The organism is Salmonella sp. 32010601201800023SM (genome assembly GCF_017572235.1).
Classification (GTDB): domain Bacteria; phylum Pseudomonadota; class Gammaproteobacteria; order Enterobacterales; family Enterobacteriaceae; genus Salmonella; species Salmonella enterica.
Genome location: NZ_JAGEQS010000001.1, coordinates 1,079,058 through 1,101,842 on the forward strand (window position 1 = coordinate 1,079,058; position 22,785 = coordinate 1,101,842).

At 53.0% G+C, this 22,785-nt stretch carries 29 protein-coding genes; 16 read left to right on the plus strand and 13 right to left on the minus strand.

Translation table 11 applies throughout. The features are described from left to right. The 7 genes from flgH to flgB are packed head-to-tail and all read right to left on the minus strand — an operon-like array spanning position 1 to position 5,097. The gene (flgH, locus tag J4617_RS05450) at positions 1–699 is read right to left on the minus strand and encodes a flagellar basal body L-ring protein FlgH (protein ID WP_001174897.1); all 699 of its coding nucleotides are present in this window, start codon (positions 697–699) and stop codon (positions 1–3) included. A gap of 53 nt (positions 700–752) precedes the next feature. Then, positions 753–1,535, minus strand: a complete 783-nt coding sequence (gene flgG, locus J4617_RS05455; RefSeq protein WP_000625851.1) for a flagellar basal-body rod protein FlgG — start codon at positions 1,533–1,535, stop codon at positions 753–755. Between the two features lie 13 nt (positions 1,536–1,548). Continuing rightward, a complete protein-coding gene (locus J4617_RS05460) occupies positions 1,549–2,304 on the minus strand; it encodes a flagellar basal body rod protein FlgF (protein WP_000349278.1) in 756 nt (251 codons plus the stop codon). A 20-nt stretch (positions 2,305–2,324) separates the two neighbouring features. After that, complete coding sequence (flgE, locus tag J4617_RS05465) at positions 2,325–3,536, minus strand: flagellar hook protein FlgE (RefSeq protein WP_000010562.1); 1,212 nt, start codon at positions 3,534–3,536, stop codon at positions 2,325–2,327. Positions 3,537–3,562: 26 nt separating this feature from the next. Then, entirely contained in the window at positions 3,563–4,261 is a 699-nt protein-coding gene (flgD, locus tag J4617_RS05470) for a flagellar hook assembly protein FlgD (RefSeq protein WP_000020450.1), read from the minus strand. Between the two features lie 11 nt (positions 4,262–4,272). Continuing rightward, on the minus strand, positions 4,273–4,677 hold the full coding sequence (gene flgC, locus J4617_RS05475; RefSeq protein ID WP_001196448.1) for a flagellar basal body rod protein FlgC: 405 nt from the start codon (positions 4,675–4,677) through the stop codon (positions 4,273–4,275). A 3-nt stretch (positions 4,678–4,680) separates the two neighbouring features. Beyond that, positions 4,681–5,097: a flagellar basal body rod protein FlgB gene (gene flgB, locus J4617_RS05480; RefSeq protein WP_000887043.1), complete on the minus strand. Its 417-nt coding sequence runs from the start codon at positions 5,095–5,097 to the stop codon at positions 4,681–4,683. 156 nt (positions 5,098–5,253) lie between these two features. Between flgB and flgA the strand changes: the two genes are divergently transcribed. The 3 genes from flgA to flgN all read left to right on the plus strand — a co-directional run bounded on the left by flgA (position 5,254) and on the right by flgN (position 6,725). Then, positions 5,254–5,913, plus strand: a complete 660-nt coding sequence (gene flgA / locus J4617_RS05485) for a flagellar basal body P-ring formation chaperone FlgA (protein WP_001194082.1) — start codon at positions 5,254–5,256, stop codon at positions 5,911–5,913. Between the two features lie 91 nt (positions 5,914–6,004). Next, positions 6,005–6,298, plus strand: a complete 294-nt coding sequence (gene flgM / locus J4617_RS05490) for a flagellar biosynthesis anti-sigma factor FlgM (RefSeq protein ID WP_000020893.1) — start codon at positions 6,005–6,007, stop codon at positions 6,296–6,298. 4 nt (positions 6,299–6,302) lie between these two features. Further along, positions 6,303–6,725, plus strand: a complete 423-nt coding sequence (flgN, locus tag J4617_RS05495) for a flagella biosynthesis chaperone FlgN (protein ID WP_000197547.1) — start codon at positions 6,303–6,305, stop codon at positions 6,723–6,725. Positions 6,726–6,806: 81 nt separating this feature from the next. Here the strand turns inward: flgN and murJ are convergent, their stop codons facing one another. The 4 genes from murJ to rimJ all read right to left on the minus strand — a co-directional run bounded on the left by murJ (position 6,807) and on the right by rimJ (position 10,838). Continuing rightward, positions 6,807–8,342 (minus strand): murein biosynthesis integral membrane protein MurJ, encoded by a 1,536-nt coding sequence (gene murJ / locus J4617_RS05500; RefSeq protein ID WP_001537775.1) that lies wholly within the window; start codon positions 8,340–8,342, stop codon positions 6,807–6,809. A 303-nt stretch (positions 8,343–8,645) separates the two neighbouring features. Further along, complete coding sequence (locus J4617_RS05505) at positions 8,646–9,569, minus strand: Gfo/Idh/MocA family oxidoreductase (protein WP_001259726.1); 924 nt, start codon at positions 9,567–9,569, stop codon at positions 8,646–8,648. 1 nt (position 9,570) lies between these two features. Then, entirely contained in the window at positions 9,571–10,218 is a 648-nt protein-coding gene (locus J4617_RS05510) for a YceH family protein (protein WP_000873047.1), read from the minus strand. Between the two features lie 35 nt (positions 10,219–10,253). Continuing rightward, on the minus strand, positions 10,254–10,838 hold the full coding sequence (gene rimJ / locus J4617_RS05515) for a ribosomal protein S5-alanine N-acetyltransferase (RefSeq protein WP_000468204.1): 585 nt from the start codon (positions 10,836–10,838) through the stop codon (positions 10,254–10,256). A 236-nt stretch (positions 10,839–11,074) separates the two neighbouring features. Between rimJ and mdtH the strand changes: the two genes are divergently transcribed. The 10 genes from mdtH to J4617_RS05565 all read left to right on the plus strand — a co-directional run bounded on the left by mdtH (position 11,075) and on the right by J4617_RS05565 (position 18,484). Next, the gene (gene mdtH, locus J4617_RS05520; RefSeq protein ID WP_000092174.1) at positions 11,075–12,283 is read left to right on the plus strand and encodes a multidrug efflux MFS transporter MdtH; all 1,209 of its coding nucleotides are present in this window, start codon (positions 11,075–11,077) and stop codon (positions 12,281–12,283) included. Between the two features lie 63 nt (positions 12,284–12,346). Beyond that, a complete protein-coding gene (gene grxB, locus J4617_RS05525; RefSeq protein ID WP_017466078.1) occupies positions 12,347–12,994 on the plus strand; it encodes a glutaredoxin 2 in 648 nt (215 codons plus the stop codon). 124 nt (positions 12,995–13,118) lie between these two features. Beyond that, entirely contained in the window at positions 13,119–13,679 is a 561-nt protein-coding gene (locus tag J4617_RS05530) for a lipoprotein (RefSeq protein ID WP_000713054.1), read from the plus strand. A 103-nt stretch (positions 13,680–13,782) separates the two neighbouring features. Next, positions 13,783–14,829: a dihydroorotase gene (gene pyrC / locus J4617_RS05535; RefSeq protein ID WP_017466077.1), complete on the plus strand. Its 1,047-nt coding sequence runs from the start codon at positions 13,783–13,785 to the stop codon at positions 14,827–14,829. A 73-nt stretch (positions 14,830–14,902) separates the two neighbouring features. Further along, complete coding sequence (gene dinI, locus J4617_RS05540) at positions 14,903–15,148, plus strand: DNA damage-inducible protein I (RefSeq protein ID WP_001217764.1); 246 nt, start codon at positions 14,903–14,905, stop codon at positions 15,146–15,148. Positions 15,149–15,437: 289 nt separating this feature from the next. After that, positions 15,438–15,692, plus strand: a complete 255-nt coding sequence (bssS, locus tag J4617_RS05545) for a biofilm formation regulator BssS (protein WP_000414441.1) — start codon at positions 15,438–15,440, stop codon at positions 15,690–15,692. 112 nt (positions 15,693–15,804) lie between these two features. Next, on the plus strand, positions 15,805–16,923 hold the full coding sequence (solA, locus tag J4617_RS05550; RefSeq protein WP_000872768.1) for an N-methyl-L-tryptophan oxidase: 1,119 nt from the start codon (positions 15,805–15,807) through the stop codon (positions 16,921–16,923). 40 nt (positions 16,924–16,963) lie between these two features. Beyond that, positions 16,964–17,077, plus strand: coding sequence for a YceO family protein (locus tag J4617_RS05555; protein ID WP_001253282.1), 114 nt, complete (start codon positions 16,964–16,966; stop codon positions 17,075–17,077). A gap of 262 nt (positions 17,078–17,339) precedes the next feature. Next, on the plus strand, positions 17,340–17,912 hold the full coding sequence (locus J4617_RS05560) for a cytochrome b (protein ID WP_001159776.1): 573 nt from the start codon (positions 17,340–17,342) through the stop codon (positions 17,910–17,912). Further along, positions 17,909–18,484, plus strand: coding sequence for a YceI family protein (locus J4617_RS05565; protein ID WP_000739886.1), 576 nt, complete (start codon positions 17,909–17,911; stop codon positions 18,482–18,484). The genes J4617_RS05560 and J4617_RS05565 overlap by 4 nt, the downstream gene beginning before the upstream one ends. A gap of 51 nt (positions 18,485–18,535) precedes the next feature. Here J4617_RS05565 and J4617_RS05570 read toward each other — a convergent pair whose 3' ends face one another. After that, positions 18,536–19,588 (minus strand): rhodanese-related sulfurtransferase, encoded by a 1,053-nt coding sequence (locus J4617_RS05570; protein WP_001748342.1) that lies wholly within the window; start codon positions 19,586–19,588, stop codon positions 18,536–18,538. Positions 19,589–19,807: 219 nt separating this feature from the next. Here J4617_RS05570 and J4617_RS05575 point away from each other — a divergent pair, with 219 nt between their 5' ends. The 3 genes from J4617_RS05575 to J4617_RS05585 all read left to right on the plus strand — a co-directional run bounded on the left by J4617_RS05575 (position 19,808) and on the right by J4617_RS05585 (position 22,553). After that, on the plus strand, positions 19,808–20,728 hold the full coding sequence (locus tag J4617_RS05575; protein ID WP_000163973.1) for a Kdo(2)-lipid IV(A) acyltransferase: 921 nt from the start codon (positions 19,808–19,810) through the stop codon (positions 20,726–20,728). A gap of 154 nt (positions 20,729–20,882) precedes the next feature. Then, positions 20,883–22,097 (plus strand): multidrug efflux MFS transporter MdtG, encoded by a 1,215-nt coding sequence (mdtG, locus tag J4617_RS05580; protein WP_000075053.1) that lies wholly within the window; start codon positions 20,883–20,885, stop codon positions 22,095–22,097. An 81-nt stretch (positions 22,098–22,178) separates the two neighbouring features. Continuing rightward, the gene (locus J4617_RS05585) at positions 22,179–22,553 is read left to right on the plus strand and encodes a MysB family protein (protein ID WP_000180050.1); all 375 of its coding nucleotides are present in this window, start codon (positions 22,179–22,181) and stop codon (positions 22,551–22,553) included. Here J4617_RS05585 and J4617_RS05590 read toward each other — a convergent pair whose 3' ends face one another. Beyond that, positions 22,554–22,781 carry a YceK/YidQ family lipoprotein gene (locus J4617_RS05590; RefSeq protein WP_001217832.1) on the minus strand — a complete coding sequence of 76 codons (228 nt, stop codon included), beginning with the start codon at positions 22,779–22,781 and terminating at the stop codon, positions 22,554–22,556. Positions 22,782–22,785: the final 4 nt, after the last annotated feature.

A 22,785-nucleotide genomic window follows, 5' to 3' on the forward strand; every position in this document is an offset into this window, starting at 1 on the left:
TTACATCGGCGACAAATTAAGGAAGAAACGTTGCAGCCAGCCCATATTTTGCGCTTCGTTAATATAGCCGTTCCCGACATATTCAATCCGCGCATCCGCCACCTGTGTCGAGGGAACGGAGTTGCTGCCGCTGATGGTGCGTGGATTTACCACGCCGGAGAAGCGGATGAATTCCGTTCCCTGATTAATCGCGATCTGTTTTTCCCCCACGACGTGTAAATTGCCATTGGCCAGAACCTGATCGACGGTCACGGTCAGCGTGCCGCTAAAGGTATTGCTGGCATTCGCGCCGCCTTTACCATTAAAAGAGTTGCCGCCGGAGGCCTCCATATCCGCGCGGGAATTACCGAATAATCCCTGCAGATAACGCGGTACCGTATCAAAACCAAAGCTGGTTTTGCCGTCGCGGCTGGCATTTGCCGACGAGCTTTTACTGGCGCTGACGTTTTCCTGTAACACAATCGTGAGCGTATCGCCGATATTACGCGGTCGACGATCTTCAAAAAGCGGCTGATAGCCATAATTAATCGGCTGCGCAGACTGAAATATGGAGCCATTCGCCACCGGTACCGGGCCAGGTATCGGCTGCGCCGTGGTCGCCCCCTGCACGAGCGGTTTAGCGGGTATCCAGGCGCATCCTGTCAGCGTCGCGACCATCAGGGCCATAACTGGGTAAGCGTGAAGCGCGTATTTTTGCATTACCTTCATCTTCAAAATCAGGGAGCCGGTGGCGTATCCCCACCGGCGGCCCCTTAGAGTTGCGTCAGTTTCTGCAGCATCTGATCGGTCGTCGATACTGCTTTACTGTTAATTTCATAGGCGCGTTGAACCTGAATCATGTTCACCAGCTCTTCCGCCACGTTAACGTTCGACGTTTCGACATACCCTTGATACAACAACCCCGCGCCGTTGAGCCCCGGCGTGCTTTCGTTCGGCGCGCCGGACGATTGCGTTTCGATATAGAGGTTCTCGCCGATGCTTTCCAGCCCGGTGTCGTTCATAAAGGTGGTCAGGTTAAGCTGCCCGACCTGAACCGGCGCGGCCTGCCCCTGCTGGGTCACGCTGACCACGCCGTCGCGGCCAATCGTGATGCTTAACGCGTTGGCCGGAATGGTGATTGCCGGCTGCACCTGAAAACCGCCCGCCGTCACCAGTTGACCATTCTGATCCACCTGGAAAGAGCCATCGCGGGTATAAGCAGACGTACCGTCCGGCAGCATGACCTGGAAAAAGCCCTGCCCTTTAATCGCCACATCTTTACTGTTGTTGGTCTGCGACAGGTTCCCCTGACTGTGCAGACGCTCCGTGGCGACCGGACGCACGCCGGTACCGATTTGCAGCCCTGAAGGCAGCGTCGTCTGCTCGGACGACTGCGCGCCCGGCTGGCGGATGGTCTGATACAACAGATCTTCAAATACCGCGCGCTGACGCTTAAAACCATTGGTGCTGACGTTTGCCAGGTTATTGGCAATCACATCCATATTGGTTTGCTGCGCGTCCAGACCGGTTTTGGCGATCCATAATGAACTGATCATAAAATGTCCTGTATTAACTCATCGACAGCAGTTGGTTAGCTCGCCCTTCGTTCTCATCTACGCTGGTGATAACCTTCATCTGCATTTCAAAACGACGTGCGTTGGCGATCATGTCGGTCATCGCTTCAACCGGCTTGACGTTACTGCCCTCCAGCACGCCCGACATAATGCGAATTGACGGGTCGGCGGCCAGTACCGCCCCGCGTTCAGCCTGTGCCTCGGCGGTAAGGCGGAATAAACCGTCATCGCTCCGCTGCACCTCATTGCCTTCCGCTTTGACCAGCTTCAGTCGCCCAACGGGCGCCACCGTGTTTGGCGGGTCGCCGGGATTGAGCGCGGAGATCGTGCCGTCTGCCGCAATGGTGATTTCCGACCCTTCAGGAACGGTAATCGGGCCGCCTTCGCCGATAACCGGATGTCCCTGAATGGTTAACTGCCCGGTCGGACCCACCTGGATATTCCCGTTACGGGTATATCCTTCAGCGCCATCCGCCGCTTGCACTACCAGCCAGCCGTCCTGCTGTAACGCGACATCCAGCGGACGGGAGGTGTAGTCCAACTGACCCGGGGTCATATCCGCCCCGGGCGTCGACGCCGTAACCAGCGTGCGCGTTGCTAAAGAGAGGCCATCAACGGGCACCGCGCGTAGCGCGTTAAGCTGCGCGCGAAAGCCCGGCGTTGAGGCATTAGCCAGGTTGCTGGCCGTTACCGCCTGCTGGTTAAGCGTCTGGCTGGCCGCCCCCATGGCGGTATAAATTGCGTGATCCATTAAGCTATCCCGTCAGGCGCTTAGCGCAGGTTAACCAGCGTATTGAGGATCTGGTCCTGGGTTTTGATGGTCTGCGCATTCGACTGGTAGTTACGCTGCGCGACGATCATATTCACCAGCTCTTTACTCAAATCCACGTTAGAGGCTTCCAGCGCGCCGTTCGTCAGCTTACCGAAGTTGCCGGAACCGGCAGTCCCCAGCAGCGCAACCCCGGAAGCCTGCGTCGCCGCCCAGACGTTATCGCCCTGGGATGCCAGACCTTCGTTGTTGGCGAAGTTAGCCAGCACAATCTGCCCCAGCACCTGCTCCTGCTCGTTGGAGTAGTTGCCAACCACGGTGCCGTCGTTGTTAATCTGGTAGCTCACCAGGTCGCCCGGCTTATAGCCGTTCTGATTGGTGGCGACGATGTTGTTAGCCCCGGTGTTCTGCTGCATGGAGTTAAGGAAGCTGAGGGAGAAGGTGGCCGCTGTCGCGCCATTAATCGTACCGGTGGTGATGTTCACCGTACCGCCGGATTGCAGTGTCCCGTTTGCGTTAAATACCAGAGTGGTTGATGGTGCCGCCGGCGCTGTGGCTGCAGGATCGCTGCTGTCATGGGTGTACACGGCCCATTCATTATCTTTGGTTTTCACAAAATAGACGTTCATATCATGGGCATTACCCTGGCTGTCATAAACGGTGACGGTGCCTTTTTTGTTATACGAATCCGCATCACTCACGCTAAAGGGCGTTTTAGACGGTACAGGGTCCGTTGAGTTCAGGTTGATCTGCATTGACGCGGTGGTGGTCGATTTCGCCGCCATCAGCGTGTTCGGAATGGTGATCGGCGCAGGATTCGCCCCCTGCTGAATGGTCGGCGGCGTACCGGTGGCCGGATAGCCGGTCAACTGCATCCCCTGCATATTGACCAGGTTACGGTTCTCGTCCAGTTTGAACTGGCCGTTGCGGCTATAGAACACGGAACCGTTGCTGTCTACCAGGCGGAAAAAACCGTTCTGGCTAATCGCGACATCCAGCCCGCGCCCGGTGTTCGTTGTCGTACCGTCGGTAAAATCCTGGGTAATCCCCGCCACTTTTACGCCCAGCCCCACTTTGGAACCGGCGAACATATCGGCAAATGATGCCGTACCGGACTTAAAGCCATAGGTGGCGGAGTTGGCGATGTTATTACCGATAACATCAAGGTTGGTGGCCGCAGCGTTCAGGCCGCTAACCGCTTGAGAAAAAGACATGACTGACTCCTGATAAGTGTAAGGGCTTAGATTATTTGCCGAACTTCGTCGAGTGTGGTGGTGCCGTAGGTACCCAGATCCAACAGGTTGCCGTTACTGCCCTTCGTCACGCCCTGTACCAGAGCGAATTGCAGCGGCTGCGCCACCAGTTGCGTCCCGCCATTGCTGGCGGTAATCGCAATGTTGTAAGAACCATTCGGTACCGTTGTTCCGTCCGTTTGCTTACCATCCCAGGTAAAGGTGTGTACCCCGGCTCGCAACTCACCGATCTCCAGCGTCCGTACCACCCGGCCATCTTTATCGGTAATGGTTGCCGTCACTTTGTCCGCAGGCTGTTGCAATTCCACGCCAAACGGCGTCGTGGACGTCACGGCCCCTTCTTCCGCGCCTTTACCCGCCAGAATTGTGGTGCCAGGCACCATAACGCCATGTCCAATCAGCGTGGTCGCCTGTAGGGACTGACTATTATCGATTTGCCCGGAAATAGCCCCCAGCGTCGTATTCAGTTTTTCAATGCCGCTCACGGTACTGATTTGCGCCAACTGTGTCGTTAACTCATTATTTTGTAATGGGTTAGTCGGGTCCTGGTTCTTCAATTGCGCGACCAGTAAGGTCAGGAAACTGCTTTGCAGATCGGCAGCGTTGCTTCCGGTCATCGACCCGCTGCCGGTCGTCGTTTTGACGCCCGTGTTGGTCGGGTCATTCATATTTACGGCAATAGACATACGCGCCTCCTTTACTGGCCTAATGTCAGCGTTTTAAGCATCATGCTTTTTACGGTATTCAGGACTTCGATATTTGCCTGATAGCTGCGCGAGGCTGACATCGTGTTGACCATTTCGCCGACCACATCGACGTTGGGCATTTTGACGTAACCATTAGCGTCCGCCAGCGGATTGCCTGGCTCATAAACCAGCTTTTCCGGTGCCTGACTTTCAATCACGCTGGCGACCTTTACCCCGCCAGTGGCTTGACCCGGCGCGGCGTCCACCTGAAAAACCACCTGTTTGGCGCGATAAGGCTGTCCGTCCGGGCCGGTGACGCTATCCGCATTCGCCAGGTTACTGGCCGCAACGTTCAACCGCTTGGACTGCGCGGCAAGCGCCGATCCGGCAATATCAAAAATGTTTAACAGCGCCACGAATTAGTTTCCTCCCTGTAGCACATTCATCATGCCTTTGAGTTGGCTACCCAGAACGGTAAGCCCCATCTGATATTTGAGACTGTTATCCGCAAACTGCGTACGTTCCCTGTCCATATCTACGGTGTTACCATCCAAAGAAGGCTGATCGGGTACGCGGTAAAGCAGATCCACTGCGGGAGAAGAGACCGCCTGGGCGGGAATATGGTGAGAGGAAGTCAACGTTAACGCGACGCCGCCGGTTTCTTCCCGTCCACGCACCATCACCTTTTTTAACTCACTGGCAAAATCAATATCGCGCGCCTGATACCCCGGCGTATCGGCATTGGCGATATTCGCCGCTAATATTTCCTGACGTTGCGCGCGCAGATTTAGCGCTTCCTGCTGAAATCGTAAGGCGGCATCGAGCCTGTCGAGCATATCTCCTCCGCAAATGGCAAAATTCAGCCGACAGCTTAAATGCCTTCACGCGCGCGTTATCGCCGGAATAAACGCAAAATGCGTCGCTATTTATTGCGTTGATGCTTGCTTCACACGGGTAGAATCCTGTCATGACATCAACCAGGGGGAAGTACCATGCAAACGTTAAAACGAGGATTCGCCGTGGCAGCTTTGCTGTTCAGCCCCCTGACAATGGCGCAGGACATCAACGCCCAGCTGACCACGTGGTTTTCCCAGCGTCTGGCTGGCTTCAGCGACGAGGTGGTTGTCACGCTCCGTTCATCGCCCAATCTGCTACCGAGCTGCGAGCAGCCAGCCTTCAGCATGACGGGCAGCGCGAAGCTGTGGGGCAACGTCAATGTGGTGGCGCGCTGCGCCAATGAAAAACGTTATTTGCAGGTGAATGTGCAAGCGACCGGCAATTATGTCGCCGTTGCCGCGCCCATCGCGCGCGGCGGAAAATTGACGCCGGCCAACGTCACGCTAAAACGTGGCAGGCTGGATCAGTTACCGCCGCGGACGGTACTGGATATCCGTCAGATTCAGGATGCCGTCAGTTTGCGCGATCTCGCTCCCGGGCAGCCGGTACAGCTTACGATGATACGTCAGGCCTGGCGCGTCAAAGCGGGGCAACGAGTACAGGTCATCGCCAATGGCGAGGGGTTTAGCGTCAATGCGGAAGGTCAGGCGATGAATAATGCCGCCGTCGCGCAAAATGCGCGCGTACGCATGACATCGGGTCAAATCGTGAGTGGAACCGTCGATTCTGATGGGAATATTCTTATTAACCTATAATTGTGTAAAGATTTTGTCGCGGCTGCCGATGAGATATTCAACCATGATGGTAGCTGGCCGCTACAACGTAACCCTCGATGAGGATAAATAAATGAGCATTGACCGTACCTCACCTTTGAAACCCGTTAGCACTGTCCAGACGCGCGAAACCAGCGACACGCCGGTACAAAAAACGCGTCAGGAAAAAACGTCCGCCGCGACGAGCGCCAGCGTAACGTTAAGCGACGCGCAAGCGAAGCTCATGCAGCCAGGCGTCAGCGACATTAATATGGAACGCGTCGAAGCATTAAAAACGGCTATCCGTAACGGTGAGTTAAAAATGGATACGGGAAAAATAGCAGACTCGCTCATTCGCGAGGCGCAGAGCTACTTACAGAGTAAATAAGCGTATGACTCGTTTGTCAGAAATACTTGACCAGATGACCACCGTCCTGAATGACCTGAAGACGGTGATGGACGCCGAGCAACAACAGCTTTCCGTAGGCCAGATTAACGGCAGCCAGCTACAGCGTATTACAGAAGAAAAAAGCTCGTTGCTGGCGACGCTGGATTATCTGGAACAACAGCGCCGTCTGGAGCAGAATGCGCAGCGTAGCGCAAACGATGACATTGCAGAGCGCTGGCAGGCGATTACCGAAAAAACGCAGCATCTTCGCGACCTCAACCAGCACAACGGCTGGCTGCTGGAAGGGCAAATCGAGCGTAATCAACAGGCGCTGGAGGTGCTGAAACCTCACCAGGAGCCGACCTTGTACGGGGCTGACGGTCAGACTTCCGTCTCTCACCGCGGCGGTAAAAAAATTTCTATCTAATCATTGCCGGATGGCGACGTTGCGCCTTTCCGGCCTGAATGCCTTGTAGGCCTGATAGCACAGCGCTATCAGGCACTGAATTTACGCCGTCCGGCGAACAAACTCTTTCACTTTAAAGCCCAGCACGGCAAGCGCAGCGAAATAGGCCGCGATACCCGCGATCACTACCGCCATCAAACGCAGCAAACGCCATAGCATCGACCCTTGCGACCACTCCGGCATAATATGCAACACGCCGAACAATACGGCGGCCATCACCAGTACGGAAATGATCAGACGCATCAGGAACCACATCCAACCCGGTTGTGGCGTAAAGATATTCTGTTTGCGCAGTTGCCAGTACAGCAGCGACGCATTGAGACATGCCGCCAGACCAATAGAGAGCGACAGCCCGGCGTGTTTCAGCGGTCCAATAAACGCCAGGTTCATTAACTGCGTCATGATTAACGTCACGATGGCGATTTTCACCGGCGTTTTAATATCCTGGCGAGAATAGAAGCCCGGGGCCAGCACTTTTACGACGATCAAGCCAATCAGCCCCACCGAATAGGCGATTAACGCCCGCTGCGTCATCGCCGCATCAAAGGCGGTGAATTTACCGTACTGAAACAGCGAGACTGTCAACGGCTTCGCCAGAATGCCTAACGCTACCGCGCTCGGCAACGCCAGTAAAAAGCACAAACGCAGCCCCCAGTCCATCAGGCGGCAGTACTCATCATGATTGCCGCTGGCAAAGCTTTTCGACAATGACGGCAACAGGATGGTCCCCAACGCCACGCCCAGCACGCCGGACGGGAACTCCATCAACCGATCGGCATAGTACATCCATGAAACCGAGCCAGAGGCCAGAAACGAGGCGAAAATGGTATTGATGATAAGGGAAATCTGACTGACGGAAACGCCCAAAATCGCCGGCCCCATCTGTTTGACCACCCGCATCGCCCCGGTGTCGCGAAAGTTAATGCGCGGCAGCACCAGCATACCGATCTTTTTCAAATACGGAAGTTGATACACCAGTTGCAGCACACCGCCGACGGTGACTGCCCAGGCTAACGCCAGCACCGGCGGATTAAAGTATGGCGCGGCGAATAATGCAAAACCGATCATGCTGATATTAAGAAATGTCGGCGCAAAAGCGGGAATAGAGAAGCGATTCCAGGTGTTGAGAATGGCGCCAACCAGTGAAGCCAGCGAGATCAGCAGAATATAGGGAAACGTAATCCGCAGCAGTTGCGTCGTCAGCGCGAATTTATCCGCAGTATCGGCAAAACCCGGCGCGGTTACCATAATCACCCACGGGGCGGCCAGCATACCGGCCACCGTCACGACGGCCAATGCCAGCGTCAACAGGCCGGAAACGTAAGCGACAAAGATCCGCGTCGCTTCTTCACCCTGCTTGCTCTTATATTCCGCCAGGATAGGCACAAAGGCCTGAGAAAAAGCGCCTTCGGCAAAGATCCGGCGTAGTAGATTGGGGAGTTTAAACGCCACAAAAAAGGCGTCGGTCGCCATCCCTGCGCCAAAAATTCTGGCGACAATCGCATCACGGGCAAAGCCCAACACGCGTGAAAACATAGTCATCGAGCTGACGGCAGCCAGCGATTTCAATAAATTCATTTCTTTTGTATTCCAGACCCTGGCGTAAAACTCCTGCATGGCTGATCCATCGACCGGATAACGCAACTTCTGCCGTATCCGGCTGTATCACCGCGCCTGACGGCGACGTTAAAACGTCTTATCAGGCCTTACAGACTCCCCACGGTTTGCCATTATTCACTGTGAAAAGAGGTATTATGTAGAGTGGGCATATATACCCGCCATACTTCGAGCTGCATGTGCGTTAGCTTTTCTGCAACTCGAATTATTGAGGGTATAGTACCTGGATTACGATGAATTACTACCGCCAGATGTTACAGAGGATTATTCGCTGATGGCGTCCCGCCACAGCGCCTCCACGACGCGCTGGGCCAAAATCGCCTGCTCCCCCGCCGTTTCCGGAACCGTCTGATTTTGTACGCAGTCAATGAAATGCCGCGCGCATCCGACAAAACCACGCTGTTCAAGCGTCGTTTGCCAACTAGGAATGGGTTTGATGAGAATACCCTGCCCGCGCTCTTCGCGCCATTCACGCATATCCGTCACGTCATATAGCCCGCCGTCGGTGACGGCCTGGACCGATTCACGCTGACTTCCGGCGCGCCGGTGCATACTGGTGGTAATTTGTAGTTTGTCGGCGGAAAAATGATGTTCCGCATAGCACATTTCGCCGGACTCGCTGGTGAGCAACGTGCCGCTGGCAAGGCGCGCCTCGCCGCCCGCCAGCCACAGAGCGGTATCCACGACATGCAGATAGTCATCGAGCAAAGTAAAACGTAAGTCGTGCGGCCCGATGCTATCGGTACGATGTTTATCCATACGCAGTGACGCCGCAGTGCCGAGGCGCGTCTTCAGTTCGCGGTACAGCGGCGCGAAACGGCGATTAAAGCCAACCATCAGCGTCAATTTTTTTTGCGCCGCCAGCGCCACCAGCCGTTCGGCATCACGTAGATTTTCCGCCAGCGGTTTATCCACGCAGACATGGACGCCGGCATTGAGAAGTTCGCTGACCACGGCATAATGGCTTGCGGTACTGGAGTGGACGAAGACCGCATCGCAGCCGGACGCTAAATTCGCCAGCGAATCCACATACGGTATGCGCCAGCTTTCGCAAATACGTAAGGCTTTATCCCGCGAAGGAGACCAGGCGCCCTGTAACGTCCATCCGGCGGTGTTGGTTAATACCGGCAGCCAGGCCTTCTGCGCAATACCGCCTAACCCGACAATGCCAATCCGTAATGTTCTCACATTACTCTCCCAGGTGAGCTAACAAAGAATCCAGCCGCTGCTTTAACTCCGCCACTTCGCTTTCCAGCGCTTCGACGCGCGACTGAAGATCGCCCGACGCACTTTCCGGCGCAGACGTCTGGAGAGACAGTTCATCGACGTCGCCGCAAAAAAGGTGCATATAGCGGCTTTCGCGCTTACCCGGTTCACGCGCCAGACGGACGACATACGGGCCGTCCTCACGACTGGCAAGCCGTTCCAGCGTGGATTCAACTTCCGCCATATCGCTGAATTCATGCATCCGCGACGCCCGGCTACGCAACTCGCCGGGCGTTTGCGCGCCGCGCAGCAGCAGCGTAGTGACAAGCGCCACTTCCGCCGCGCTAAGTTTCAGATCGCCAAATTCGGAATTACAGAAACGCTGTTCATATTTGGTGACGCGGTTGCCAAACCCGCTGACCGTACGCAAAAAGTGGCGTTTCACCAGGTTATCGAGCTGTTCTTGTACCTCTTGTTCCGTCAGGTTCATCACCGGTTCACGGTTGGTTTTCTGATTACAGGCTGTCACCACCCCGTTGACGGAAAGCGGATACTGTTCCGGCGTTGTCACCTGCTTTTCCAGCAGACAGCCAATCACTCGCGCTTCAGTGGCAGTTAATTCATATTTCATCGTTTTCTCCCTTTGCCTCTCATTCCGTAAGCCGCTCAACGCCCCGGCGTCCATAACGGCGTGGTTAACGCCGTCAGGACATGGTCGCGCCATTGTCCATCAATCAACAGGTAATCTTTCGCATAGCCTTCTTTTTCAAAGCCAAGCCGCGCCAGCAACGCGCCGCTACGTTTGTTGTGCGGCATATAGTTCGCCATGATACGGTGGATATGCTGAGTGCGCTGCATATAGCGAATCGCAGCGGTTAAGGCTTCAAACATCAGCCCTTGCCCCTGCCACTTCTGCGCAATGGAATAGCCCAGATAACAGGCATGAAAAGAACCGCGCACCACATTGGAAAAATTCGCCACGCCGATAATTTCTTTTTCTTCCGGATCAAGTAGCGCGAAATAGAAGGCGGAGCCCTGTTTGTGAAATTCACCGATCATTCCCAGACGCGCCTGCCATCCTGAAGGATAACAATGACTTTCATCACGGACCGGTTCCCAGGGTTTTAAAAAATGACGATTTTCCGCGTAATAATCGGCCAGACGCCAGGCATCACGCTCATGCACTAAACGTACCACCAGACGATCGGTGGTTAAGCGCACTTTTGGCACGTTACTACGATAGCCAAACATTCTATACCTACTCCTTCCTGTAACGTCTTCAGCACGCCAGTAACATTACTATACCTGCGCAACCAGGCTCTGTGAAAAGCGCAAATCGTCATTTTTTGAATTGCTGCCACATTTTGATGAAAACTCTCGATTAAAAAGGACTTTTGATAAAAAAATATTGTCCCGCTAACGGTAGGAAAAAACGAAACGCCGCCGCAGAATAGAAGACGCTCATCTTTTATTTCCCGGGAGGGGAAATGTCGCGCGTCTCGCAGGCGAGGAACCTGGGTAAATATTTTCTTCTCATCGATAACATGTTAGTGGTGCTGGGTTTTTTCGTCGTCTTCCCGCTCATCTCTATTCGCTTTGTCGATCAAATGGGGTGGGCTGCCGTAATGGTAGGGATCGCGCTCGGCCTGCGCCAGTTTATTCAACAAGGTCTGGGCATTTTTGGCGGCGCCATCGCCGATCGCTTTGGCGCGAAACCGATGATTGTCACCGGTATGCTGATGCGCGCCGCAGGCTTTGCCACCATGGGTATCGCGCATGAGCCCTGGCTCTTGTGGTTTTCCTGCTTTCTTTCCGGTCTCGGCGGTACGCTTTTCGACCCGCCGCGTTCAGCGCTGGTGGTCAAATTAATTCGTCCGGAGCAACGGGGCCGCTTCTTCTCTCTGTTGATGATGCAGGACAGCGCGGGCGCGGTGATTGGCGCGCTGCTGGGAAGCTGGTTGCTACAATACGATTTTCGCCTGGTCTGCGCGACGGGCGCTATTTTGTTCATATTATGCGCCCTTTTCAATGCATGGCTGCTTCCGGCCTGGAAGCTATCAACGGTCAGAACGCCGGTGCGTGAAGGAATGCGCCGCGTCATGAGCGATAAAAGGTTTGTCACCTACGTGCTGACGCTGGCGGGCTACTATATGCTGGCGGTACAGGTCATGTTAATGCTGCCGATTATGGTAAACGATATCGCCGGCTCGCCTGCTGCCGTGAAATGGATGTACGCTATTGAGGCGTGTCTCTCGCTGACGTTGCTCTACCCGATTGCCCGCTGGAGCGAAAAGCGTTTTCGGCTGGAGCATCGGCTGATGGCCGGTTTGCTCGTCATGTCGCTGAGCATGATCCCCATCGGGATGGTGGGCAATTTACAGCAGCTTTTTACGCTTATTTGCGCTTTCTACATCGGCTCGGTTATCGCCGAACCGGCGCGCGAAACGCTCAGCGCGTCGCTCGCGGACGCGAGGGCGCGGGGAAGCTATATGGGCTTTAGCCGTCTGGGATTAGCCATTGGCGGCGCGATTGGTTATATCGGCGGCGGCTGGTTGTTTGATATGGGTAAAGCGCTTGCGCAGCCTGAACTACCGTGGATGATGCTCGGTATTATCGGTTTCATCACCTTTTTGGCTTTAGGCTGGCAATTTAGTCATAAACGCACGCCGCGCCGGATGCTGGAACCCGGCGCCTGATTTGATACCTGTCGCTATCTCCTCCATACTGGTCAGATACCGACAGTCAAATGGAGGAGAAACGTGAAGCTTTATATTTACGATCATTGCCCTTTCTGCGTTAAAGCCCGCATGATTTTCGGCCTGAAGAACATCCCCGTTGAACTTAACGTGTTACAAAATGACGACGAGGCGACGCCCACCCGGATGATTGGTCAAAAGATGGTACCCATCCTGCAAAAAGATGATAGTCGCTACCTTCCTGAAAGTATGGATATTGTACATTATGTCGACAACCTCGACGGCAAACTGCTGTTAACCGGGAAACGCAATCCAGCCATTGAAGAGTGGTTGCGCAAAGTTAACGGTTACGTTAATCAGCTACTGCTGCCGCGATTTGCAAAATCCGCTTTCGATGAATTTTCTACCCCTGCGGCGCGCCAGTATTTTATCCGCAAAAAAGAAGCCTCATCTGGCAGTTTTGACAACCATCTTGCGCACTCTGCCGGACTGATTAAAAAGATCGGCGATGATTTACGTTTGCTGGATAAACTCATCGTACAGCCTAACGCCGTTAACGGCGAATTATCGGAAGATGATATTCATCTGTTTCCGCTTCTGCGTAATCTGACGCTGGTCGCCGGTATCCACTGGCCGACAAAAGTCGCGGACTATCGCGATAATATGGCGAAGCAGACGCAAATTAATTTACTCTCCTCAATGGCTATCTAACGCCCGCCAGGCGGCAACCCTTTCTTGCCGCCTTTTTCAGCTTTTTCTAGTGACGCCATGTCCGCTGGCGCGACATGCTGCTTTGTGTCAAGATTAGGGCACAGGCAACATGCTAAGGAACGCCATGAAAAAGTTTTTTTTTGCCGCTGCGCTGGTAGTTAGCGGCCTGTTAGTGGGTTGTAATCAACTTACGCAATACACCATTAGCGAACAAGAAATCAATCAAGCGCTTGAAAAACGGAATAATTTCTCAAAAGATATTGGTCTGCCCGGCATTGCCGACGCGCATATCGTATTGACTAACCTTGCCAGCCAGATTGGTCGGGAAGAGCCTAATAAAGTCACCCTTACTGGCGATGCCAGGCTGGATATGAATTCCCTGTTTGGCAGTCAAAAAGCGACGATGAAACTCAAGCTAAAAGCCCTGCCGGTCTTTGATAAAGAAAAAGGCGCCATCTATCTTCAGGAGATGGAAGTAGTAGACGCCACCGTGACGCCGGAGAAAATGCAATCGGTGCTACAAACGCTCCTGCCCTATTTAAATCAGTCTTTACGTAGCTACTTTAACCAGCGGCCAGCTTACGTGTTGCGTGAGGACAGTAGTAAAGGCGAAGCGTTAGCGAAGAAACTCGCGAAAGGCATTGAAGTTAAACCTGGTGAAATCGTTATTCCTTTCACCAATTGATTTCGGAGGGCGCGCTCGCGCCCTTTTTTTACGTGCAAACGAAAACGTTTCCGCTTATCCTTTGTTTCCGGCAAAAAGACTATTCCTCAGCCGGAGCTTATTAATGACTGCACCATCCCAGGTTTTAAAGATCCGCCGCCCGGACGACTGGCACGTTCACCTTCGCGATGGCGACATGTTAAAAACGGTCGTACCCTATACCAGCGAAATTTATGGTCGCGCTATCGTGATGCCGAACCTGGCGTCCCCCATCACGACCGTTGATGCAGCGATCGCCTACCGCCAGCGTATTCTCGATGCGGTGCCCGCCGGGCATGATTTCACGCCGTTAATGACCTGCTATTTAACGGATTCGCTCGATGCCGATGAACTGGAGCGTGGTTTCCATGAAGGCGTATTTACTGCGGCTAAGCTTTACCCGGCCAATGCCACCACTAACTCCAGTCATGGCGTAACGTCAGTCGACGCTATCATGCCGGTACTGGAGCGGATGGAAAAACTCGGAATACCATTGCTGGTCCACGGGGAGGTGACCCATGCGGATGTTGATATATTCGATCGTGAAGCGCGTTTTATCGACACCGTAATGGAACCGCTACGCCAGCGTCTGACCGCGCTTAAAGTGGTCTTTGAGCACATCACGACCAAAGATGCCGCGCAGTATGTACGTGACGGCAACGACTACCTGGCGGCTACCATTACGCCTCAACATTTAATGTTTAACCGTAATGATATGCTGGTCGGCGGCATTCGTCCTCACCTGTACTGTCTGCCGATTCTGAAACGCAATATTCACCAGCAGGCGTTACGCGAACTGGTTGCCAGTGGTTTTACGCGCGCCTTCCTGGGGACGGATTCAGCGCCGCATTCACGTCATCGTAAAGAGACCAGTTGCGGCTGCGCCGGTTGTTTCAACGCCCCCTCCGCCCTTGGCAGTTATGCCACCGTGTTTGAGGAAATGAACGCGCTGGCGCACTTTGAAGCGTTCTGTTCACTGAATGGCCCGCAATTCTATGGCCTGCCGGTGAATACGGGGTGGGTGGAACTGGTTCGCGATGAACAACAGGTACCGGAAAATATCGCGCTGGCTGATGATTCGCTGGTGCCTTTTTTAGCGGGTGAAACAGTACGCTGGTCAGTAAAAAAATAAAAAATGCGCTTATCTGTTGCTATATATTGGATTTAACTGTATATATATCCAGTATATTCAACAGGGGGCCATTATGCGTATTGAAGTCACTATAGCCAAAACGTCACCTCTGCCTGCCGGTGCGATTGATGCGCTGGCGGGCGAACTCTCCCGTCGTATTAGCCATCATTTTCCTGAGAACTTGGGTAACGTCACCGTGCGTTACGCTACCGCCAACAACTTGTCCGTCATTGGCGCATCAAAAGAGGAAAAAGAACGCATTAGCGAGATTCTCCAGGAGACCTGGGAGAGCGCTGATGACTGGTTCATCAATGAATAAAAAATGATATGCAGTGATGTATGTTTGCCGGGTCGCCCCGGCTTTTTTATTTGCGCAACTGATGAATATTTCGCCTGACCGTCAAAATAATTGCACAACATCCTAAAAAAATATGAATGAACTGCCGCTTTATTGTTCATATAATTCTTAAAAAGAGAAATTTATCCTCCGGTCTCTTTAAAAACGCAGTGAATAGCCTTATTAATTGGTATACTGAAGTTGCTTCAGAAGAAAAACACGCATTGAACCTCGAGAACCGTTGTCTTATAACACGTACCAGGGGGGCATGATGGAAAAGAATAATGAAGTCATTCAGACCCATCCGCTTGTAGGATGGGACATCAGCACCGTCGATAGCTATGATGCGCTGATGCTGCGTTTGCACTACCAGACCCCAAATCGTCCGGAACCGGAAGGGACTGAAGTTGGTCAAACGCTCTGGTTAACGACAGATGTAGCCAGGCAATTTATTTCAATATTAGAAGCCGGCATCGCCAAAATAGAATCAGGTGATTACCAGGAAAACGAGTATCGTCGCCATTAGCGTGACGCGCTCCCCCTCTCTCAGGCACCGTAAGGTGCCTCACTTATTTCTGGCTTGTATATCTCAGCGCAGTTATTTACCCTGAAATCATCGCGATAGCAGAGAGAAGCTGATGAAATACGACCTTATTATTATCGGCAGCGGTTCGGTTGGCGCCGCCGCTGGTTATTACGCCACCCGCGCCGGGCTAAAGGTCCTGATGACCGATGCGCATATGCCGCCTCATCAACAGGGCAGCCATCACGGCGATACCCGACTTATCCGCCACGCTTATGGTGAAGGCGAAAAATATGTCCCGCTGGTGCTTCGCGCCCAGGCGCTTTGGGATGAACTCTCCACACACAATGAAGAGCCTATTTTTGTCCGCTCCGGCGTCGTCAACCTCGGCCCGGCCGATTCCGCTTTCTTAGCCAACGTCGCACGAAGCGCGCAACAGTGGCAATTGAACGTCGAGCGCCTGGACGCGACGGCCCTCATGACGCGCTGGCCGGAAATTCGCGTGCCCGATAATTATATCGGGCTGTTTGAAGCTGACTCCGGTTTCCTGCGCAGCGAATTAGCCATTACCACATGGCTTCGTCTGGCCCGAGAGGCTGGCTGCGCACAGCTATTCAACAGCCCGGTAAGCCATATTCACCATGATGATAACGGTGTGACGATAGAGACGAGTGAAGGCAGCTACCACGCCAGCAAGGCGCTGATTAGCGCGGGCACCTGGGTCAAAGCGCTAGTACCGGAGCTGCCCATTCAGCCTGTACGTAAAGTCTTTGCCTGGTTTAAGGCGGATGGACGCTACAGCACTAAAAACCGCTTTCCGGCCTTTACCGGCGAAATGCCCAACGGCGATCAATATTACGGCTTCCCGGCGGAGAACGACGAGTTAAAAATCGGCAAACACAATGGCGGACAGCTAATACAGGCTCAGGAAGAGCGCAAGCCCTTTGCCGCCGTTGCCAGCGATGGCGCGGAAGCATTTCCTTTCCTGCGTAACGTATTGCCGGGTATCGGCGGTTGTTTACATGGGGCGGCATGTACCTATGATAATTCGCCGGACGAGGATTTTATTATCGATACGCTGCCTGGCCATGAGAACACGCTTGTCATCACTGGACTCAGCGGACATGGTTTTAAATTCGCCCCGGTGTTAGGAGAAATCGCTGCGGATTTTGCGTTGGGAAAAACGCCCTCCTTTGATCTGACGCCGTTCCGGCTTTCCCGTTTTAGCCAATAATTTGTCGGCCCCGTAAAGGGGCTGTTTATTAAGGTAAGCTATGCGTCGTCTCTTTCATTTTCTGATGAATAATATTCGCGAACATTTCATGCTTTACGTTATTCTTTGGTCGCTGCTGGCGGTGATGGATATTGTTTATCTCCTTTTCTTCTGATTGCTTTTCATTGACGTTAACTGACACTTCCTGAAAATTCCTCACTTTTTATTTCATAACGTTGAAGCACGGCAATAATGCCAGTTCCTGCCGTTGCGCGGTTATCAGGGGGAAATATCTCGAAACTTCTGAAGCTGAACCGCAAACAACATCAAAATTATTGAAATAAAAATAAATATCATTCAAATTCTTATTTATAAGTTGCATTCGGCGCTTTTCCACGCCATTTTCATTCTCTCGTGAAATATTCGTTGGTGTGTTTATGCAATTTAAAAATACTCCACAGCGTTATGGCGTGATTTCCGCCGCGCTCCACTGGCTGACCGCCCTGGTGGTCTATGGCATGTTTGCGTTGGGCTTATGGATGGTCACGCTCAGTTATTACGACGGCTGGTATCACCAGGCACCGGAAATGCATAAAAGTATTGGCATATTACTGATGATGGCGCTGATCGTGCGTATTATCTGGCGGCTTTATTCGCCACCGCCCGTTGCTTTGACCAGCTATTCCCGTTTAACGCGCGCTGGCGCCGCCGCGGGGCATCTCCTCCTGTATCTCCTGCTCTTTGCGATAATCATTAGCGGCTACCTGATTTCCACCGCCGATGGTAAACCGATTAGCGTCTTTGGCTGGTTTGAGATTCCGGCCACGCTTACGGATGCGGGCGCGCAGGCTGACATCGCCGGAACGCTGCATCTGTGGTTTGCCTGGTCGCTGGTCATTATCTCGCTCTCGCATGGGGTTATGGCGCTAAAACACCATTTCATCGATAAAGACGACACACTGAAACGTATGACAGGAATGTCGTCATCTGACTATGGAGCTCAAAAATGAAAAAAAACCTGCTGGGATTCACCCTCGCATCCTTGTTATTCACGACCGGTTCCGCCGTGGCGGCGGAGTATAAAATTGATAAAGAAGGCCAACATGCGTTCGTCAATTTCCGCATTCAGCATCTGGGCTACAGCTGGCTATACGGCACCTTTAAAGATTTCGACGGCACGTTCACTTTTGACGAAAAAAATCCGTCGGCAGACAAAGTGAACGTGACCATTAACACCAATAGCGTCGACACTAACCATGCCGAACGTGACAAACACCTGCGTAGCGCGGAATTTCTTAATGTTGCGAAATTCCCGCAGGCAACCTTCACCTCTACCAGCGTGAAAAAAGAGGGCGATGAACTGGATATTACCGGCAATCTGACGCTCAATGGCGTGACTAAACCGGTAACGCTGGAAGCGAAGCTGATGGGCCAGGGCGACGATCCGTGGGGCGGTAAGCGCGCGGGCTTTGAGGCCGAAGGAAAAATTAAGCTGAAGGATTTCAATATAACTACCGATCTCGGCCCGGCCTCACAAGAGGTTGAGCTTATCATCTCAGTAGAAGGCGTTCAGCAGAAGTAACGCCTGGCGAAATGCCGGATAGCGGCCTTTACGCTGCTATCCGGCAAAATATTACTCGGCCGGATCGGGAATGCTCAGTTTGCTATTAAGCCGACCACGCGATTTATTAAAAATTTTGTTGCCGTTCTCACGACCCGCGCGACGTCGCCGCTGTTCTTCCTCCGGCAAGGCCAACTCTTCACAGCATTGTTCACTACAGCAGCCGTTAAATTTACTGGCGCACTGCGGACACTGGATAAACAGCAGATGGCAACCGTCATTTTTGCAGTTGGTATGGCTATCGCAGGGCGCGCCGCACTGATGGCAATGCGCGATAACCTCATCCGAGATTCGTTCGCCCATTCGCTCATCAAATACAAAGTTTTTGCCGATAAAGCGAACGGGAAGCCCCTGCTCGCGCGCGCGACGGGCGTACTCAATGATGCCACCCTCAATATGCCAGACTTTATTGAAACCGTTGTGTTTCATCCAGGCGCTGGCTTTCTCACAACGAATACCGCCGGTACAGTACATCACTATCTTTTTATCTGCATGTTCCCGCAGCATTTTAACCGCTTTTGGCAACTGTTCACGAAACGTATCCGCCGGGATTTCCAGAGCATTTTCGAAATGGCCGACTTCATACTCATAGTGGTTGCGCATATCAATAAAGACCGCATCAGGATCGTCCAGCATCGCATTCACATCTGCCGCCTTCAGATAATCGCCGACATTACTGGCGTCAAAACTCGGATCGTCAATACCGTCAGCGACGATACGGTCGCGAACTTTCATACGCAGCACCCAAAATGACTTTCCGTCATCCTCCAGCGCGATATTTAAACGCAGCCCGTCCAGCGCGGGATCGAACGTATAAAGCTGTTGACGAAACGTCTCGAGCTTGCTTTGCGGCACGCTGATTTGCGCATTGATGCCTTCATGTGCCAGGTAAACGCGACCAAAAACGTCCAACGCCGTAAACACCTGATACAACGCGTCCCGCGTCTGTTGCGGCGAGGCGATTGTGAAATATTTATAAAAAGAAATTGTCGTACGCGGCTCGCTTTCCGCCAGCATTTTGGCTTTCAGCTCGTCATTAGAGATGCGGTTGTGTAACACTGGCATGGTGTACGTATCCTGCAATCAGCAAAAAATAAAGTGGGCAGGCATGATAAGGCAAGTCTCGCCAATTTACATCCACACATTTTGCGCTACATTTCCTGCTTTACACTAAATAATTAACAACAATTGTCGATTTAATCGCCACTCTCCTGCTACATATTTTTGCTCAACGCAAAAAGATGCGAGAATACGGGGAATTGTTCGTTGAAAGACAGGATAGAAATGACGAAGTTGCCTAAGTTCTCCGTGGCCTTACTGCACCCGCGCTATTGGTTAACCTGGTTGGGTATAGGCGCGCTTTGGTTGGTCGTGCAACTCCCCTACCCGGTCATCTATAAGTTGGGTTGCGCATTGGGCCACCTGGCGCGACGCGTAATGAAACGCCGCGCGAAAATCGCCTATCGCAACCTTGAATTATGCTTTCCGGAAATGAGCGCGCAGGAACGCCACACCATGGTGGTCAAAAACTTTGAATCCGTCGGTATGGGCGTGATGGAAACCGGCATGGCCTGGTTCTGGCCCGATCGGCGAGTGAACCGCTGGATGGAAGCGAGCGGTCTGGAGCATATCCGTGAAGTTAAAGCGCAGGGGCTGGGGTTCATTCTGGTAGGAATACATTTCCTTACCCTTGAGTTTGGCGCCCGCATGTTTGGTATGCATAACCCAGGGATCGGAGTTTATCGCCCGAATGATAATCCGTTGCTCGACTGGTTACAGACCTGGGGACGCTTACGCTCCAATAAATCGATGTTGGATCGCAAAGATCTGAAAGGCATGGTTAAGGCATTGAAAAGCGGCGAATTGATCTGGTATGCGCCGGATCACGATTATGGCCCGCGCGCCAGCGTTTTTGTACCATTATTTGCCGTCGACCAGGCTGCCACGACCTCCGGTACCTGGATGCTGGCGCGCATGTCTAAAGCCTGTATTATCCCCTTCGTTCCTCGCCGTAAACCCGATGGGAAAGGCTACGAACTGATCATTCTTCCTGCGGAATATTCGCCTCCGCTGGAGAGCGCAGAAGCGACTGCCGCATGGATGAATAAGATTGTTGAGCAGTGCATTATGATGGCGCCAGAGCAGTATATGTGGCTGCATCGCCGCTTTAAAACTCGCCCTGAAGGCGTACCGTCGCGCTATTGACAGGATTGCAGCCGTCAGGCTGCAATTTTTCCCCTCTTTTAGCTTTAAAAGCTCCCCACATTGCGAGGCTGGTAAGGTCGGCGCATAATTATAATTAGTACGCTCATAATTAAATTGATGATAGCGCAAAACGCGCATCATACTGTGGAACGCTATGTCACCCTCTGATGTCCCCATAAACTGGAAACGCAATCTAACCGTTACCTGGCTGGGCTGTTTTTTAACCGGCGCGGCATTCAGTCTGGTCATGCCTTTTCTCCCTCTCTACGTTGAGCAACTCGGTGTAACAGGCCATAGCGCGCTTAACATGTGGTCCGGGCTGGTCTTTAGTATTACGTTCCTCTTTTCAGCTATCGCTTCCCCTTTTTGGGGCGGTCTGGCGGATCGTAAAGGGCGTAAGATCATGCTGTTGCGTTCCGCTCTCGGCATGGCCATTGTGATGCTGTTAATGGGCATGGCGCAAAATATCTGGCAATTTCTGATCCTCCGCGCGTTATTAGGCCTGCTGGGCGGATTTATTCCCAACGCCAATGCGCTCATCGCCACTCAGGTGCCGCGCCACAAAAGCGGCTGGGCGTTAGGGACGCTCTCTACTGGCGGCGTCAGCGGCGCTCTGCTTGGCCCACTTGCGGGCGGTCTGCTCGCCGACCATTACGGCCTTCGTCCGGTCTTTTTTATTACCGCCAGCGTTTTGTTTATCTGTTTTCTGCTCACCTTCTTTTTCATTCGCGAGAATTTCCTGCCGGTGAGCAAAAAAGAGATGCTTCACGTTCGGGAAGTGGTCGCCTCGTTAAAAAATCCCCGCCTGGTGTTAAGCCTGTTTGTCACCACGCTGATTATTCAGGTGGCGACGGGGTCTATTGCGCCCATCCTGACGCTCTATGTGCGCGAACTCGCAGGCAATGTCAGTAATATTGCGTTCATTAGCGGAATGATAGCGTCCGTTCCCGGCGTGGCGGCATTACTTAGCGCCCCCCGGCTCGGCAAGCTTGGCGACAGAATTGGCCCGGAAAAGATCCTTATCGTCGCGCTGATTATTTCCGTACTGCTGCTGATTCCAATGTCTTTTGTGCAAACGCCGTGGCAGCTCGCGCTATTGCGGTTTCTGCTTGGCGCGGCGGATGGCGCGCTGCTGCCAGCCGTTCAAACTCTGCTGGTTTACAACTCTACCAACCAGATAGCCGGGCGCATATTCAGTTACAACCAATCTTTCCGCGATATCGGCAACGTCACCGGCCCTCTCATGGGCGCCGCAATTTCCGCGAGCTATGGCTTCCGCGCCGTATTCTGCGTCACGGCAGGCGTGGTGTTGTTCAATGCTATCTATTCATGGAACAGCTTACGACGGCGCAGACTGGCAATAGAATAATTTTTGCGCTTTCATACTTGCAATATTACAGAATCAGCTATTCTTTCCCTAAATACCTCATCAAATCAAAGGGAGACACTGATGACCATGTATGCCACGCTGGAAGAAGCTATCGATGCAGCCCGGGAAGAATTTCTGGCTGACCATCCAGGCCTCGAACAAGACGAAGCGAATGTGCAGCAGTTCAACGTTCAGAAATATGTACTGCAGGATGGGGACATCATGTGGCAGGTCGAATTTTTCGCCGATGAAGGTGAAGATGGCGAATGTCTGCCGATGCTGAGTGGTGAAGCCGCGCAGAGCGTGTTTGACGGCGATTATGATGAGATAGAGATCCGCCAGGAGTGGCAGGAAGAGAATACTTTGCATGAATGGGATGAAGGGGAATTCCAGCTTGAACCCCCGCTTGATACCGAGGAAGGCCGTACTGCGGCAGACGAATGGGATGAGCGTTAATTACTCATAAGGCCCGTGGTGAATATCGAGCGGCAGTAGCAGTGTATCGAAGATCAGTGAGAAGGGCAGATCGAGGATAGTGATATAGCGCCATGCGGAATCACGCATATCCCACTGCACGCCAGGGTAATACTGGTTACCGTGTCCTTGTCCGGGGATCGTTCTGCTGATAATACTGCCGCAGCCGCTCAGGGTAATTACCATTATACTCACCGCGAATATACGCACCTGA